The organism is Streptomyces botrytidirepellens (assembly GCF_003721215.1).
Classification (GTDB): domain Bacteria; phylum Actinomycetota; class Actinomycetes; order Streptomycetales; family Streptomycetaceae; genus Streptomyces; species Streptomyces himastatinicus.
This window is the reverse complement of sequence record NZ_RIBZ01000014.1, coordinates 1-16950: the sequence shown is the minus strand read 5'-3', so window position 1 is coordinate 16950 and position 16950 is coordinate 1. Positions and strand designations below refer to the sequence as shown.

At 70.0% G+C, this 16950-nt stretch carries 7 protein-coding genes, 1 tRNA gene, 1 rRNA gene and 2 pseudogenes; 10 read left to right on the top strand and 1 reads right to left on the bottom strand.

What is annotated here, in order from left to right; translation table 11 throughout:
• The 3 genes from rrf to EEJ42_RS00505 form a co-directional block, all read left to right on the top strand.
• Positions 1–73: ribosomal RNA gene (gene rrf, locus EEJ42_RS54390) — 5S ribosomal RNA — on the top strand; the annotation flags it as partial.
• Positions 74–178: 105 nt separating this feature from the next.
• Positions 179–877 (top strand): DegT/DnrJ/EryC1/StrS family aminotransferase, encoded by a 699-nt coding sequence (locus tag EEJ42_RS00510; RefSeq protein ID WP_184502866.1) that lies wholly within the window; start codon positions 179–181, stop codon positions 875–877.
• A 64-nt stretch (positions 878–941) separates the two neighbouring features.
• A tRNA-Thr gene (locus tag EEJ42_RS00505) sits at positions 942–1014 on the top strand.
• A 95-nt stretch (positions 1015–1109) separates the two neighbouring features.
• Here the strand turns inward: EEJ42_RS00505 and EEJ42_RS00500 are convergent.
• Positions 1110–3737: a SpoIIE family protein phosphatase gene (locus tag EEJ42_RS00500; RefSeq protein ID WP_123098058.1), complete on the bottom strand. Its 2628-nt coding sequence runs from the start codon at positions 3735–3737 to the stop codon at positions 1110–1112.
• 250 nt (positions 3738–3987) lie between these two features.
• Here EEJ42_RS00500 and EEJ42_RS54385 point away from each other — a divergent pair.
• From EEJ42_RS54385 to pgsA, 7 genes and pseudogenes are all read left to right on the top strand, one after another.
• A pseudogene (locus tag EEJ42_RS54385) lies at positions 3988–5307 on the top strand (HAMP domain-containing protein); the annotation flags it as partial.
• A 96-nt stretch (positions 5308–5403) separates the two neighbouring features.
• Positions 5404–9675 (top strand): annotated as a pseudogene (locus tag EEJ42_RS00490) (HAMP domain-containing protein); the annotation flags it as partial.
• 297 nt (positions 9676–9972) lie between these two features.
• Positions 9973–10647 (top strand): response regulator, encoded by a 675-nt coding sequence (locus tag EEJ42_RS00485; RefSeq protein ID WP_009714629.1) that lies wholly within the window; start codon positions 9973–9975, stop codon positions 10645–10647.
• Between the two features lie 173 nt (positions 10648–10820).
• Positions 10821–13661 (top strand): DNA translocase FtsK, encoded by a 2841-nt coding sequence (locus tag EEJ42_RS00480; RefSeq protein WP_123098057.1) that lies wholly within the window; start codon positions 10821–10823, stop codon positions 13659–13661.
• Positions 13662–13851: 190 nt separating this feature from the next.
• Positions 13852–14685 (top strand): helix-turn-helix domain-containing protein, encoded by an 834-nt coding sequence (locus tag EEJ42_RS00475; RefSeq protein ID WP_246095931.1) that lies wholly within the window; start codon positions 13852–13854, stop codon positions 14683–14685.
• A gap of 68 nt (positions 14686–14753) precedes the next feature.
• Positions 14754–16250 carry a 30S ribosomal protein S12 methylthiotransferase RimO gene (gene rimO, locus EEJ42_RS00470; protein WP_123098055.1) on the top strand — a complete coding sequence of 499 codons (1497 nt, stop codon included), beginning with the start codon at positions 14754–14756 and terminating at the stop codon, positions 16248–16250.
• A complete protein-coding gene (gene pgsA / locus EEJ42_RS00465; RefSeq protein ID WP_123098054.1) occupies positions 16247–16909 on the top strand; it encodes a CDP-diacylglycerol--glycerol-3-phosphate 3-phosphatidyltransferase in 663 nt (220 codons plus the stop codon). The genes rimO and pgsA overlap by 4 nt, the downstream gene beginning before the upstream one ends.
• Positions 16910–16950: the final 41 nt, after the last annotated feature.

Sequence of the window (16950 nt, the reverse complement as noted above, 5' to 3'; positions counted from 1 at the left end):
CCCGGAAGCTAAGCCTTTCAGCGCCGATGGTACTGCAGGGGGGACCCTGTGGGAGAGTAGGACGCCGCCGAACAAATATTGGAGAGAGGCCTGTCGGAACTTCGGTTCCCGACAGGCCTCTCTTTTTGTTGTGTTGCGAGCCACTCGGTGTTCATGTTGCGTGGGCAACATGCCGTTCATGGGGACTCCAACGGATGAGCTGTGGCGTGAGTTGACCCGGTCGGGCGTACGGCCGGGCGACGAGGTGATCGTGCCGTCCTACGGCACACCCGAAGCGGCGGAAGCGGTGCTCCTCGCCGGCGCGCGGCCGGTGTTCGTGGACATCGACGCTCACACTTTCTGCATAGATCCGGACGCGGTGGCCGAGGCGCTGACGCCCCGCACCGCGGCCATCGTGGCCATACACACCTTCGGACACCCGGCCGACATGGCCCGCCTCACCGAGCTGGGACAGCGGCACGGAGTGCTCGTGATCGGACACGGCGCCGTGTGCGAGCCGGTCGGCGAGATCCTGCGCCGACAGGCCAACGCGGCCTATCTGAACGGAAAGCTGCGCGGGGTCGTCACCCCCGCGTCCAAGCCCGGCATGGAACACACGTATCAGCAGTACGTCGTGAGGGTGCCGGGCAACGGACGCCCGGACCGGGACGCATTCGCCCGTACGCTGCGGTCTCGCGGCGTCGTGTGCCACGTACCGATTCAGACCCCGGCGCATCGCACAGCGCGCTTCCGGCGCGATCTGTGGCTCGCGGAGACGGAACGCGCGGCCGACGAATGCCTCGCTCTCCCCGTCGATCCCGCCATGTCCCGGCGGGAGTTGCAGCGCGTCGTCTCGGCCTGCAACGCGTTGGGAGGCCTGTTGCAGTCAGCGGCCTGAGCGGTTGACGGGGCGGGTGGTCGAGAGCGCTCTCGAATTCGGGTATGATCTATCCCGTTGCCGCGCCCCAATAGCTCAGTCGGCAGAGCGTCTCCATGGTAAGGAGAAGGTCTACGGTTCGATTCCGTATTGGGGCTCTCCTGCGAAAGGCCCCCGCCAACCGGCGGGGGCCTTCGTCATGTTCAACCGCGCCGAGGATACCGGGGCACCGATGGTGCCCCGGCCCCGGCGGTCAGGCGTCCTGCGGCTCGGGGACGCGCATCGCGAGGATCGCCATGTCGTCGGACGGCGGTTCGGCCGCGAACCGCTCGACAGCGCGCAGCACCCGTGCGGCCACCGCTCCCGCGGTGAGTCCGGTGCAGGTGGTGAGGACGTCGACCAGACCGTCGTCGCCGAGCATCCTGGTGCCCTCGCGGCGCTCGGTCACCCCGTCGGTGACGCACAGCAGGACGTCGCCGGGGTCGAGCGTCACCGTCTGCTCGTACAGCTCCAGGTCGTCCATGACGCCGAGCAGGGGCTGCGGTTCGGCCGCCGCCTCCACGGAGCCGTCCTGGCGCAGCCGGAGCGGCAGCGGGTGACCGGCGCAGACGACCTTGAGCACCGCCCCGCCGTTCTGCTGCGGCCACAGCTCCCCGTAGAGGAGGGTGAGGAAGCGGCTGCGGGCACCCTCGTCGAGGATCGCCGCGTTGAGCCGCTCCAGGACCGCCGGGCCGCCGAAGCCCTCGCGGGCGAGCAGCCGCAGCGCGTGCCGGGCGAGGCCGGTGACCGCGGCGGCCTCCGGCCCGGTGCCGCAGACGTCGCCGATGGCGAAGCCGTACGCGCCGTCGCGGATCGGGAAGAGGTCGTAGAAGTCACCGCCGACCTCGTTGCCCTCACCGGCGGCGCGGTAGATGACCTCGACCTCGACTCCGGGGACCTCCGGCTGCTCGGGCGGCAGCAGGCTGCGCTGGAGGGACTGGCTGATGGCGGTGCGCTCCGAGTAGAGCCGCGCGTTGTCGAGGGCGAGTGCGGCCCGGCGGGAGAGGTCCTCGGCCAGCTCCAGGTTCTCCTGGCGGAAGTGCTCGTCGGTGGGCTTGCCCAGGGTGAGCATGCCGATGACGCGGTTACGGGCCACCAGCGGCAGGACGACCGTCTCGCCGCCGACGGCGGACGCGGTCGCGAGCGAGGCGCCCGGGCCCGAGGAGGGCCGGGCGGAGTCGCCGAGGCTCAGGCTGCGCAGCGAGGTGCGCAGCGCGGCCGCGTGAGCCGCCTCGTAGGGGCCGGTCCAGCCGCGGGCACCGCCGGTGGGAACCTGCTCCGGCGGGTCGATCTTGGTGAGCAGGGCCTTGAGCCCGTCGATGCGGTCCTCGTCCTCATGCAGGACGTACGACAGCTCGGGGTCGGAGGCCTGGTCGGCGACCGTATAGACGGCGCACCAGCTGGCCAGGGTGGGCACCGTCATCTGTGCCATGAGAGCCAGTGTCTGGTCGCGGTCCAGGGTGCCCGCGAGGAGATCGGACGCCTCGACCAGGAAGGAGAGTGAGCCGCGGCGCAGCTTCTCCAGCTCGGTGAGGCGGGCGCGTTCGACGGCGAGTGCGATGCGGTCGGCGGCGAACTGGAGCCGCAGTGCCTCCTCGTTGCTGTACCGGCTGGGGGCCTCGGCGGCGACGCCGAGCGAGCCGGTGAGCCGGCCCTCGACCTTGAGGGGGACGGTGACGACCGAGCGCATACCGGTGTTGATGAGCAGGGGGACGGCGCCGGGCACGGCGGACAGGTCCTCGTGGACGGCGGGCATCCGGGCCGACCCGTAGCGCCCGGTGCCCGCTTCGACGGGGACGCGGGCGAAGCGCTGCCGGGCCGACGGCAGCCCGGTGGAGGCGCGCACCTCCAGCTCGGTCTCGTCGTCGGTGGCGAGCAGCAGATAGGCGGCGTCCCCGTCGAGCATGTCACGAGCGCGTTCGACGGTGCGCTGGAGGAGTCCGTCGAGGTCGTCGGGGGCGGGCGAGCCGATGAAGACCTCGAAGGCGTCGCTGGCCGGGCCGCGCTCGGAGGAGTCGGAGGTGTCGGCCGCCGCGCCGCGCATCGGGCTCTGCAACACGGCGCGCTCGCGGTCGCGGACCAGCAGGCAGACGGTGGAGGCGGCGCCGTCGGCATCGCGGATGCGCAGGTGGGAGGCGTAGACGGGGGCGACACGGCCGTCGGCGCCGCGGATGCCGTACGAGCCCTCCCAGCGGGAGAGCCGGAGCGCCTCGGCGACGCCGGTGCTGGTGCCGGGGGTGTGCGGCCAGGCGGCGAGGTCGGTGAGGGGCTTGCCGACGATCTGTTCCGGGCTGTAGCCGAACATTTCCTGAGCGTCGTCGTTCCAGGCGCTGATGAGGCCGTCGCTGTCGACCTGGACCACCGCGACCCGGACCCGGGAGTCGGCGATCGGCAGGGCGCTGGAGGGCAGCGCGGGCCCGGCGGCCCGCGTGCCGGCCGGCCGCTCGGGGAAGTCGAGCTGGAACCAGACCTGCTTGTGGGTGGCCGTGTACTCGACACCCCAGCGTGCGGCGAGTGCGGCGCACAGTAGCAGACCGCGGCCACCCTCGCGATCAGGGCTGCCGAAGTGGTGGCCGCCATTGCTCTGGAGCGGAACTTCCCGTTCGGGGTAGCGGTCGGCGACCTCGACGCGGACTCCGGTGTCCGCGCGGATGCACACGACATCGGCGGTGGTGCCCGCGTGCACCACCGCGTTGGTGACGAGTTCGCTGGTGAGGACGACCGCGTCGTCCACGATGTCGGTGAGGCCCCAGCCCTGGAGGGTGTCCCGGACAAAGGTGCGGGCGGCGGCGACCGAGCGTCCCACCGGCTCGAAGGTGGCGGCTGCCCGCGCGGTGATCACAGGTCTCCTCATATGTGTCTCGGCGAACTGCTCACCCATGTCGCAGCGCCCCTCCGATGCCTGGCCGGATGCCAGGTTACTTACCTCAACCGCCCCCGCGAATGCCGGTCCGCCGTGATTCCACCCGGAGGGGGCTGGCGCCGGTATGCGATGCTGCCGAACTGTTATGGCCTGGTTGGGCCATGGTGAAACACTGGGCAAGCTGGAAGAAGAACCCGACGAGGACGGTCAACCCTGCGGGAGGGACACGGTGGAGTCTGGCGCAGCGGCGCGGGGCACGAATACGCGCGCGAAAGGCGGACGGTCCCGGAGCAATGGGACGACCGAAGTGGATACGGCGGCCCTGAACCGGCTACTGACCGCGATGACGGCGATGCGGGACGGCAACTTCCGCAAGCGGCTGACAGTCTCGGGCGAGGGCGTCATGTCCGAGATCGCCGCGGTCTTCAACGAGGTCGCGGAGCGGAATCTCCAGCTCACAGGCGAGCTGACCCGGGTGCGGCGGGTGGTCGGCCGTGAGGGAAAGCTCACGGAACGGCTGGAGACCGGCGCCTGTGAGGGGCAGTGGGCGGCGGCTATTGACGCGTCCAACGCCTTGGTGGACGATCTTGTGCGGCCGGTGTCCGAGGTGGGCCGGGTGCTGTCCGCGGTCGCCGAGGGCGACCTGGAGCAGCGCATGGACCTGCGGGCACAGGGTGCCGACGGGTCGGCGCATCCGCTGCGCGGTGAGTTCCTCAAGGTGGGGCGCACCGTCAACGGGCTGGTCGATCAGCTCTCGGCGTTCACCGACGAGGTGACGAGAGTCGCCAGTGAGGTCGGCACCGAGGGCAAGCTGGGCGGTCAGGCCCGGGTGCGCGGCATGTCCGGTTCGTGGAAGGACCTCACGGAGTCCGTCAACACGATGGCGTCCCGGCTCACCGCCCAGGTGCGGGACATCGCCCTGGTGACGACGGCGGTGGCCAAGGGTGATCTGTCCCGGAAGGTCACGGTTCATGTGTCCGGGGAGATGCTCGAGCTGAAGGAAACCGTCAACACGATGGTGGACCAGCTCTCCTCGTTCGCCGCCGAGGTGACCCGGGTGGCCCGTGAGGTGGGCACCGAGGGTGAGCTGGGCGGCCAGGCGAAGGTGCCGGGCGTCGCGGGCGTCTGGAAGGACCTGACGGACTCCGTCAACCTCATGGCCGGGAACCTCACCGCCCAGGTGCGCGGGATCGCCCAGGTCACGACGGCGGTCGCCAACGGTGATCTGTCGCAGAAGGTGACGGTGAGCGCACGCGGCGAGGTCGCGCAGCTCGCCGACACGATCAACACGATGACGGAGACGCTGCGCACCTTCGCCGACGAGGTCACGCGGGTGGCCAGCGAGGTCGGCGCCGAGGGGCTGCTCGGCGGTCAGGCGCAGGTGCCGGGTGCGGCGGGTACGTGGAAGGACCTGACGGATTCGGTGAACACCGCCTTCCGCAACCTGACGGCCCAGGTGCGGGACATCGCGCAGGTGACGACCGCGGTGGCGAACGGTGATCTGTCGCAGAAGGTCACCGTGGACGTGGCCGGCGAGATGCTGGAGCTGAAGAACACCGTCAACACGATGGTGGACCAGCTCCAGTCCTTCGGTGCCGAGGTGACCCGGGTGGCCCGGGAGATCGGTGTCGAGGGTGAGCTGNCGCAGAAGGTCACCGTGGACGTGGCCGGCGAGATGCTGGAGCTGAAGAACACCGTCAACACGATGGTGGACCAGCTCCAGTCCTTCGGTGCCGAGGTGACCCGGGTGGCCCGGGAGATCGGTGTCGAGGGTGAGCTGGGCGGTCAGGCGCAGGTGCCGGGTGCGGCGGGTACGTGGAAGGACCTGACGGATTCGGTGAACACCGCCTTCCGCAACCTCACCGGACAGGTGCGCAACATCGCGCAGGTGACGACCGCGGTGGCGAACGGCGATCTGTCGCAGAAGGTCACCGTCGATGTCTCCGGTGAGATGCTCAAGCTGAAGAACACCGTGAACACCATGGTGGATCAGCTCTCCTCGTTCGCCGACCAGGTCACCCGCATGGCGCGGGACGTGGGCACCGAGGGCCGGCTGGGCGGCCAGGCCCGGGTGGACGGCGTCAGCGGCACCTGGAAGGACCTGACCGACTCCGTCAACTCGATGGCGGGGAACCTGACCTCGCAGGTGCGCGGTATCGCCCAGGTGACCACGGCGGTCGCCCGGGGCGACCTGTCGCAGAAGATCGAGGTGGACGCGCGCGGCGAGATCCTGGAGCTGAAGAACACCATCAACACGATGGTCGACCAGCTGTCCGACTTCGCCGAGCAGGTGACCCGGGTCGCCCGCGAGGTGGGTACGGACGGCCGGCTGGGCGGTCAGGCGCAGGTGCCCGGGGTCGCGGGCGTCTGGCGCGATCTGACCGACTCGGTGAACGGCATGGCGGGCAACCTGACCGCCCAGGTCCGTAACATCGCGCAGGTCGCCACGGCGGTCGCGCGCGGTGACCTCTCGCAGAAGATCGACGTCGACGCCCGGGGCGAGATCCTGGAGCTGAAGAACACCCTGAACACGATGGTCGACCAGCTGTCGTCCTTCGCGGAGGAGGTCACCCGGGTCGCCCGCGAGGTGGGCACCGAGGGCCAGTTGGGCGGTCAGGCCGAGGTGCAGGGGGTCTCCGGCACCTGGAAGGACCTGACCCAGTCCGTCAACGGCATGGCCAACAACCTGACGTCCCAGGTGCGTTCGATCGCCGAGGTGACGACGGCGGTCGCCAAGGGCGACCTGTCGAAGAAGATCACGGTCGATGCCAAGGGCGAGATCCTGGAGCTCGTCACCACCGTGAACACCATGGTGGACCAGCTGTCGTCGTTCGCCGAGCAGGTCACCCGGGTGGCCCGTGAGGTGGGTACGGAAGGGCAGTTGGGCGGTCAGGCGCGGGTGCCGGGCGTGACCGGCATCTGGAAGGACCTCAGCAACAACGTGAACCTGATGGCCAATAACCTGACCATCCAGGTGCGCAACATCTCGCAGGTCTCGGCCGCGGTCGCCAACGGCGACCTGACCAAGAAGGTGACGGTCGAGGCGCGCGGCGAGGTCGCGGCGCTGGCCGACACCGTCAACACGATGGTGACGACGCTGTCCTCGTTCGCGGACGAGGTCACCCGCGTGGCGCGCGAGGTGGGCACGGACGGCATCCTCGGCGGTCAGGCGCGGGTGCCGGGCGTGTCGGGGACGTGGAAGGACCTCACCGAGTCCGTGAACTCGATGGCGTCCAACCTGACCGGACAGGTGCGCAACATCGCGATGGTCACCACGGCGATCGCCCAGGGTGACCTGACCAAGAAGATCGACATCGAGGCGCGGGGCGAGATCCTCGAACTCAAGACCACGATCAACACGATGGTGGACCAGCTGTCGTCCTTCGCCGACCAGGTGACCCGGGTGGCCCGTGAGGTGGGCACCGAGGGGCAGTTGGGCGGCCAGGCGCGGGTGCGGGACGTGGCCGGCACCTGGAAGGACCTCACCGAGTCGGTGAACGAGATGGCCGGGAACCTGACCCGTCAGGTGCGCGCCATCGCCGAGGTGGCGACCGCGGTGACCCGCGGCGACCTCAACCTCAAGATCGACGTGGATGCCTCCGGTGAGATCCAGGTCCTCCAGGACCACATCAACACCATGATCGCGAACCTGCGCGAGACCACGCTCGCCAACAAGGAGCAGGACTGGCTGAAGGGCAACCTCGCCCGGATCTCCGGTCTGATGCAGGGACGGCGCGACCTGGAGGACGTCGCCCGGCTGATCATGAGCGAGCTGACCCCGGTGGTCTCCGCCCAGCACGGCGCGTTCTTCCTGGCGGTCCCCGCCGGTGACGGCACCGAGGTGGTCGCGGACAGCACCGCCGAGGAGGGCTACGAGCTGCGCCTGATCGGCTCCTACGGCTACTCCATCGGCTCGATGCCCACGTCGTTCCGGCCGGGCGAGACGCTGATCGGCACGGTCGCCGAGGAGAAGCGCCCGATCCTGGTGGAGAACGTGCCGCCGGGCTACCTCAAGATCGCCTCGGGGCTCGGCGAGGCGGCCCCGGCCCATGTGATCGTGCTGCCGGTGCTCTTCGAGGGGCAGCTGCTCGGCGTGATCGAGCTGGCCTCGTTCCAGCCCTTCGCGCAGATCCAGAAGGACTTCCTCAACCAGATCGCCGAGATGATCGGCACCAGCGTCAACACCATCAGCGTCAACACCAAGACCGAGGTGCTGCTCAAGCAGTCCCAGGAGCTGACCGAGCAGCTGCGGGAGCGGTCGGCGGAGCTGGAGAACCGGCAGAAGGCGCTCCAGGCGTCCAACGCGGAGCTGGAGGAGAAGTCCGACCGGCTGGCCCGGCAGAACCGCGACATCGAGGTCAAGAACACCGAGATCGAGGAGGCGCGGCAGGTCCTGGAGGAGCGCGCCGAGCAGCTCGCGGTCTCGATGCGCTACAAGAGCGAGTTCCTGGCGAACATGTCGCACGAGCTGCGCACGCCGCTCAACTCGCTGCTGATCCTCGCCAAGCTGCTCGCGGACAACGCCGAGGGCAATCTCTCGCCCAAGCAGGTGGAGTTCGCCGAGACGATCCACGGCGCCGGTTCGGACCTGCTCCAGCTGATCAACGACATCCTCGACCTGTCGAAGGTCGAGGCGGGCAAGATGGACGTCAGCCCGACGCGGATCGCCCTGGTCCAGCTCGTCGACTACGTGGAGGCCACGTTCCGGCCGCTGACCGCAGAGAAGGGCCTCGACTTCTCCGTCCGGGTCTCGCCGGAGCTTCCGGCGACGCTGCACACCGATGAGCAGCGGCTGCTCCAGGTGCTCCGCAACCTGCTGTCCAACGCGGTGAAGTTCACCGACGGCGGCGCCGTGGAGCTGGTCATCCGGCCGGCCGGGGTGGACGTGCCGAACGCCATCCGGGAACAGCTGCTGGAACACGGCGCGTTGCGGGACCCGGAGGCCGACATGATCGCCTTCTCGGTCACCGACACCGGTATCGGCATCGCCGCGAGCAAGATGCGAGTGATCTTCGAGGCGTTCAAGCAGGCCGACGGGACCACCAGCAGGAAGTACGGCGGCACCGGCCTCGGCCTGTCCATCAGCCGGGAGATCGCCCGGCTGCTCGGCGGTGAGATCCACGCGGCCAGTGAGCCGGGCCGCGGCTCGACCTTCACGCTGTACCTGCCGCTGTACCCCAGCGAGCTGCCCCCGCAGGGCTACCCGCAGCTCACACCGGGCAGCGCGGGCCCGCCGGCGCTGGAGCCGTACGACCCGGCCGAGGGCGCGGAGGACGACGAGTCCGGGGCCGCGGCGGAGCGGGAGCCCGAGCACGACGTCACCGCCGACGCCACGGCGCAGCGGACCCGCGGGGCCGCCGGGCTCTTCCGGCGGCGTCAGCGGACCGAGCAGGAGCCGTCACAGGCTTCCGAGCCGCAGACGGCCGCCCCGGAGGAGGCCCGCCGGAACGGCGGCCGGTCCGGCAGCCGGCAGCCGCAGGCCTCCGAGCCGTGGATGCTGGGCGGCCAGGATCTGGTGGCCCCGGAGCCGACGGGCGGCTTCCACGGTGAGAAGGTGCTCATCGTCGACGACGACATCCGCAACGTCTTCGCGCTCACCAGCGTGCTGGAACAGCACGGGCTCCAGGTGCTCTACGCCGAGAACGGGCGGGAGGGCATCGAAGTCCTGGAGCAGCACGACGATGTGGTGCTCGTCCTGATGGACATCATGATGCCGGAGATGGACGGTTACGCCACGACGGCGGCGATCCGCAGGATGCCGCAGTTCGCCGGGCTGCCCATCATCGCGCTCACCGCGAAGGCGATGAAGGGCGACCGGGAGAAGAGCATCGAGGCGGGCGCGTCGGACTATGTCACCAAGCCCGTCGACACCGATCATCTCCTTACGGTGATGGAGCAGTGGATGTCGGATGAGTGACCAGGTGAAAGGCAGGGGAGTGTCCGATGGGACACCGGACGCCATCGTGGTGTTGACTGACTGTCGCCGAACACGTGTGGGAACGCGGGAATCGGGGAACCTTCTGGTCTCCCACCGCGTTTCTGCTACGTGCACAGTGACATCGCGGTGACAGGGTGTGGCGAACAGCGGGGTGCGGCTACCATGACCGGCACAAGGACGGGCGACGCAAGGGAGTCGTCCCCTGGGGCGGCGCCCGGTGCTTCCCCCAGCGCTTCGAGCTGGGGAGACCCCAAGCCGGGACGAGGAGGACGGGGCATGGTGCAGAAGGCCAAGATCCTCCTGGTCGATGACCGGCCGGAGAATCTGCTGGCGCTGGAGGCCATTCTCTCCGCGCTCGATCAGACCCTGGTGCGGGCATCGTCAGGGGAGGAAGCGCTCAAGGCGCTGCTGACGGACGACTTCGCGGTGATCCTGCTGGACGTCCAGATGCCGGGCATGGACGGGTTCGAGACCGCGGCGCACATCAAGCGCCGGGAGCGGACCCGGGACATCCCGATCATCTTCCTCACCGCGATCAACCACGGCCCGCACCACACCTTCCGGGGGTATGCGGCGGGCGCGGTCGACTACATCTCCAAACCCTTCGACCCCTGGGTGCTCAGAGCGAAGGTCTCGGTCTTCGTCGATCTGTACATGAAGAACTGCCAGCTGCGGGAGCAGGCCTCCCTGCTGCGGCTCCAGTTGGAGGGCGGCCAGCCGGCCGCCGGTGACAAGGAGTCGGCCGGGCTGCTGGCCGAGCTGTCCGCGCGGCTCGCCGCCGTGGAGGAGCAGGCCGAGGCACTGTCCAAGCAGCTGGACGAGTCGGCGGACGCGGCGGCCGTGGCCACCGCGGCCCATCTGGAGCGCAAGCTCACCGGTCTGCGCCGCGCCCTGGACGCGCTGGAGCCCGGCGCGGGCAGCGGAGCCGGTCAGGTCCCCTCGCAGAACTAGGGGGCGTCCCTGGCGCCGCACCACCGCGTGGTCACCCGGCCGTTGACGTCCTGTCACCCTCCCTTCACCGTCCGGCCGGTGTCGCGCCCGGATCGACACGGGTGTGACCTCAGTGGCGCCGGATACCCATGCCATACGTGCTCCGTACGGCGGACGCGGGTAATCTCGCCCCCATGGCCTCTCGTACGTCCGGCAAGGGTTCCCAGAGCACGGCGGGCACCTCGAAGAAGCGCGCCGGGCAGTCCGGAGGCGCTGTGAAGAAGGCGCCCGCGAAGAAGGCGGCGGCCAAGAAGGCGCCCGCCAAGAAGGCAGCCGCGCCCGCGAAGAAGGCGGCCCCGAAGAAGAAGGCGGCCGCCAAGGCAGCCCCTCCGCCGCCCGCGCCCTACGCGACCAGCGGTGTGTACCGCGCCGCGCGCGCCGTCTGGATGGGCCTCGCGCGTGCCGTCGCGGCGATGTTCCGTTCCATAGGGCGCGGCGCGAAGGGGCTCGACCCGGCCCATCGCAAGGACGGCAGCGCACTGCTGTTGCTCGCGCTGGCCCTGATCGTCGCGGCCGGGACCTGGTCCAGCCTCCAGGGTCCGGTCGGCGATCTGGTCGAGATGCTCGTCACCGGCGCCTTCGGCCGCCTGGACCTGGTGGTGCCGATACTCCTGGGCGCCATCGCCGGGCGGCTGTTCCTCCACCCCGAACGCCCCGAGGCCAACGGGCGGATCGTGATCGGCCTGTCCGCGCTGGTGATCGGCGTCCTCGGGCAGGTCCACATCGCCTGCGGTGCCCCAGGGCGCGGCCAGGGCGACGCGGCGATCCAGGACGCGGGCGGGCTGATCGGCTGGGCCGTCTCCCGGCCGTTGATCTACGCCATGGGCGATGTGCTGGCCGTACCGCTGCTGGTGCTGCTCACCGTCTTCGGGCTGCTGGTCGTCACCGCGACACCGGTCGCCGCGATTCCGCAGCGGCTGCGGGCGCTCGGTGTCCGGCTCGGCCTGGTGCGGGACGAGGAGGGGGCGTACGGCCACGAGGACGACGCCGCCGGGGAGTACGCCGACGAATGGCGCGAGAAGCCCGCCAGGCGGCCTCGCAGGACCTCGCTGGAGAAAGAGTCCGCGGACGGCGCGAGCGACCCCGAGCAGGCCGAGGAGGAGGCGCTGCGCAAGCGCCGCCGGTCGCGCCGGCAGTCGTCCGTCCAGCCGCCGCTGGACCGCCCCATGGACGCCGTGGACGTGGCGGCCGCCGCGGCCGCCTCGCTGGACGGCGCGGTGCTGCACGGCGTCCAGCCCTCACCGCTCGTCGCCGGGCTCAGCAGCGGCATCTCGGGCGAGCACGACGGCGAGTCCGGCACCGGCAGCGGGTCGGTCACGCGGGACTCCGGCGACTCCGGCCGGGCCGCGCCGGGCAAAGCGACGCCGGACAAGGGCAAGAAGGGTCGGGGGGACGATGCGGCCGCATCGGAGCGGGCGGAGGTCCCCGACCGCACCCGGGCGTACGCCGACCCGGGCGAACCGCTGCCGCCGCGTGCCGAGCAGCTCCAGCTCTCCGGCGACATCACCTACGCGCTGCCCTCGTTCGACCTCCTGGAGCGCGGCGGCCCCGGCAAGACCCGCAGTGCCGCCAACGACGCGGTGGTGGAGTCGCTGTCGAAGGTGTTCTCGGAGTTCAAGGTGGACGCCGCGGTCACCGGCTTCACCCGCGGTCCGACGGTCACCCGTTACGAGGTGGAGCTGGGCCCGGCCGTCAAGGTCGAGCGGATCACGGCGCTGACCAAGAACATCGCGTACGCCGTCGCCAGCCCCGATGTGCGGATCATCAGCCCGATCCCCGGCAAGTCGGCGGTCGGCATCGAAATCCCCAACAGCGACCGCGAGATGGTCAACCTCGGGGACGTGCTGCGCTCGGCCGACTCGGTGGGCGAGACGCATCCGATGGTCGTCGGGCTCGGCAAGGATGTCGAGGGCGGCTACGTGGCGCACAACCTGGCCACGATGCCGCACGTGCTGGTGGCGGGCGCGACCGGTTCCGGAAAGTCATCGTGCATCAACTGCCTGATCACTTCGATCATGGTGCGCGCCACCCCGGACGACGTGCGCATGGTGCTGGTCGACCCCAAGCGCGTGGAGCTGACCGCGTACGAGGGCATTCCGCATCTGATCACACCGATCATCACCAACCCCAAGCGCGCGGCCGAGGCCCTGCAATGGGTCGTCCGCGAAATGGATCTCCGGTACGACGACCTCGCCGCGTTCGGCTTCCGCCACATCGACGACTTCAACGAGGCGGTGCGCGCCGGAAAGGTGAAGCAGCCCGAGGGCAGCGAGCGGGAGCTCAAGCCGTATCCGTATCTACTGGTGATCGTCGACGAGCTGGCGGACCTGATGATGGTCGCGCCGCGGGACGTCGAGGACTCGATCGTGCGGATCACGCAGCTGGCCCGGGCGGCGGGCATCCACCTGGTGCTGGCCACCCAGCGGCCGTCCGTGGACGTCGTCACCGGTCTGATCAAGGCGAACGTGCCCTCGCGGCTCGCCTTCGCCACCTCCTCGCTGGCCGACAGCCGGGTCATCCTGGACCAGCCCGGCGCCGAGAAGCTGATCGGCAAGGGCGACGGGCTGTTCCTGCCGATGGGCGCGAACAAGCCGGTCCGGATGCAGGGCGCGTTCGTGACCGAGGCCGAGGTGCAGGCGATCGTCGCGCACTGCAAGGAGCAGATGGCGCCGGTCTTCCGGGACGACGTCACGGTCGGGACGTCGAAGAAGAAGGAGATCGACGAGGAGATCGGCGATGATCTCGATCTGCTGTGTCAGGCCGCTGAGCTGGTGGTTTCCACGCAATTCGGGTCGACGTCGATGCTCCAGCGCAAGCTGCGGGTGGGTTTCGCCAAGGCGGGCCGGCTGATGGATCTCATGGAGTCGCGCGGGGTGGTCGGGCCGAGCGAGGGCTCCAAGGCGCGCGATGTGCTCGTCAAGCCGGATGAATTGGATGGCGTGATCGCGGTGATCCGCGGTAAGGCTCACTCGTAAGGGTATGGCGGGCAACCGTTTCCCCTGCCGAGACGTCAAGTTGAGGGAGGTGGCGGAGTGACGTCCCAGGATCTTGGTTACAGGTCAATCCCGATGGCGGACAAACTCCGTCCTCCCGCTTGCCCGACCCTTTCGTCCCACCCCTAGACTGAACCTCCAGCAGGTGGCTACACGCTCGAAAGGCGCCCCCGTGTCCATCGGCAACGATCTCGAAGACGGCAACTCCCCCGAAGAAGACCGGCCTTCCGTCGGTCGCGCCCTCCAGCAGGCCCGCATCGCCGCGGGGCTGACCGTCGACGAGGTCAGTTCCGTCACCCGGGTGCGCGTGCCCATAGTGCAGGGGATCGAGCAGGACGACTTCTCCCGCTGCGGCGGGGATGTGTACGCCCGGGGGCACATTCGTGTGCTCGCGCGCGCCGTCCGGCTCGACCCTGAGACCTTGATCAACCAATTCGACGCCGAGCACGGCGGCCGGCCCGAGCCGACCCCGGCGGCGCCGCTGTTCGATGCCGAGCGCATCCGTCCCGAACCCCGCCGCCCGAACTGGACGGCCGCGATGGTCGCCGCGATCGTCGCCGTCGTCGGATTCGTCGGCTTCACGCTTTTCAGTGGCGGCGACAAGAACGACGGCTCCTCGGTCGCCGAGGAGACCGGCTCGGCCAAGCCGACCGCGTCCACCTCCAGCAGCCCCAGCGCCAGTCCCAGCAAGTCCGGCGAGCGGAAGCCCGAGCCGTCCGAGAGCGCCATCGCGGGCGTTCCCGCGGACAAGGTCACCGTCAAGCTGACCGCGGAGGACGGACAGAGCTGGATCTCCGCTCAGGACCACAACGGGCGGCTGATGGAAGAGGGCGTGCTGCGGAAGGGGCAGTCCAAGACCTTCAGCGACAGTAAGCGCATCGACCTGGTGCTGGGCAACGCCGGGGCGATCAAGCTCTTCGTGAACGGCAAGGAAGTCAAGAACCTGAGCGACAGCGGCACCGTTCAGCGTCTGAGCTACACCAAGGGCGATCCCGAAGCGGGCTGACCAGCCCGGCGGGCGGGGTGGGAGACCTGGCAGCGGAGGGCGGGGCTGCGACAAAGTAGTCTGAGCCCATGCCCGAACGCCGCACTGTCGCCCTTGTCACTCTTGGCTGCGCCCGTAACGAGGTGGACTCGGAGGAGCTCGCAGGCCGCTTGGCGGACGACGGTTGGGAGCTCGTCGAGCAAGCCGCCGACGCCGACGTCGCCGTCGTCAACACCTGCGGCTTCGTCGAGGCCGCCAAGAAGGACTCGGTCGACGCCCTGCTGGAGGCGAACGATCTGAAGGACCACGGCCGCACCCAGGCGGTCGTGGCCGTCGGCTGCATGGCCGAGCGGTACGGCAAGGACCTCGCCGAGGCGCTGCCCGAGGCCGACGGTGTGCTCGGCTTCGACGACTACGCCGACATCTCCGGCCGGCTCCAGACCATCCTCTCCGGCGGCATCCACGCCTCCCACACCCCGCGCGACCGGCGCAAGCTGCTGCCGATCAGCCCCGCCGAGCGCCAGGACACCTCCTCCGTGGCGCTGCCCGGCCACGCCCAGGACACCCCGCCCGAGGACCTGCCCGCCGGTGTCGCCCCGGCCTCCGGGCCGCGCGCACCGCTGCGCCGCAGACTCGGGAACAGCCCCGTCGCCTCCGTGAAGCTCGCCTCCGGGTGCGACCGGCGGTGTTCCTTCTGTGCCATTCCGTCCTTCCGCGGCTCGTTCATCTCCCGCCGTCCCTCCGATGTGCTGGGCGAGACCCGGTGGCTGGCCGAGCAGGGCGTGAAGGAGATCATGCTGGTCTCCGAGAACAACACCTCCTACGGCAAGGACCTGGGCGACATCCGGCTGCTGGAGACGCTGCTGCCCGAGCTGGCCGCGGTGGACGGGATCGAGCGGATCCGGGTCAGCTACCTCCAGCCCGCCGAGATGCGGCCCGGGCTGATCGACGTGCTGACCTCCACCGAGAAGGTCGCCCCGTACTTCGACCTGTCCTTCCAGCACTCCGCGCCCGGGGTGCTGCGCCGGATGCGCCGCTTCGGCGACACCGACCGCTTTCTCGAACTGCTGGAAACGATCAGAGGCAAGGCGCCGCAGGCAGGCGCCCGCTCGAACTTCATCGTCGGATTCCCGGGCGAGACCGAGGACGACCTGGCCGAGCTGGAGCGTTTCATCAGCGAGGCGCGGCTCGACGCGATCGGCGTCTTCGGGTACTCGGATGAGGACGGCACCGAGGCCGCGGGCTACGAGGACAAGGTCGACCCGGACGAGGTCGCCGACCGGCTGGAGCACATCTCGCGGCTGGCGGAGGAGCTGACCGCCCAGCGGGCGGACGAGCGGCTCGGCGAGACCGTCACGGTGCTGGTGGACGAGATCGACGACACCGGTGCCGTGCTGGGCCGGGCCGCCCACCAGGCGCCGGAGACCGACGGGCAGACCGTGCTCCGCACCTCGGCGCGGCCCGCCGCGGGACGTATGGTCGAAGCGAAGGTGATCGCGGCGGAGGGAGTGGACCTCGTCGCGGAGCCGCTGGAACCGCTGGAGCAGGCGGATGGCGGCGCATGTACGGAGGAGGCGGACAGATGACAGGCGTCCCGGCCTCCGCCGCGGGGAGCCACCACCGGGCCGCTGCGGCCGCCCGGCCCGCCGGATTGTGGAACATCGCCAACATCCTCACCATGGCGCGCTTGGTCCTGGTGCCCGGGTTCGTTTTGTTGATGCTCCACAACGGCGGCTACGACCCGGCCTGGCGCGCCTATGCCTGGGCCGCCTTCGCCATCGCCATGATCACCGATCTGTTCGACGGGCATCTGGCCCGCCGGTACAACCTGGTCACCGACTTCGGCAAGATCGCGGACCCCATCGCGGACAAGGCGATCATGGGGGCGGCGCTGATCTGTCTGTCGGCCCTCGGCGATCTGCCGTGGTGGGTGACGGGCGTGATCATCTTCCGTGAGCTGGGGATCACCCTGATGCGGTTCTGGGTGATCCGGATCGGAGTCATCCCGGCCAGCCGCGGCGGGAAGATGAAGACCCTCGCCCAGGGCGTGGCCGTGGGGATGTACATCCTCGTGCTCACCGGGCCGCTGGCCACGCTGCGGTTCTGGGTGATGGCCGTGGCCGTCGCCCTGACCGTCCTCACCGGCCTCGACTACGTACGGCAGGCCCTGGTGCTGCGCCGGGCGGGCCGCGCGGCGGAGAGCGCCGGTGCGGCGGAGGAGCCCGGGCAGGAACCGGCCCGATGAGCGGCGACGAGACGGCGGCGGCCCGAGCCGGTGCCGCCGGG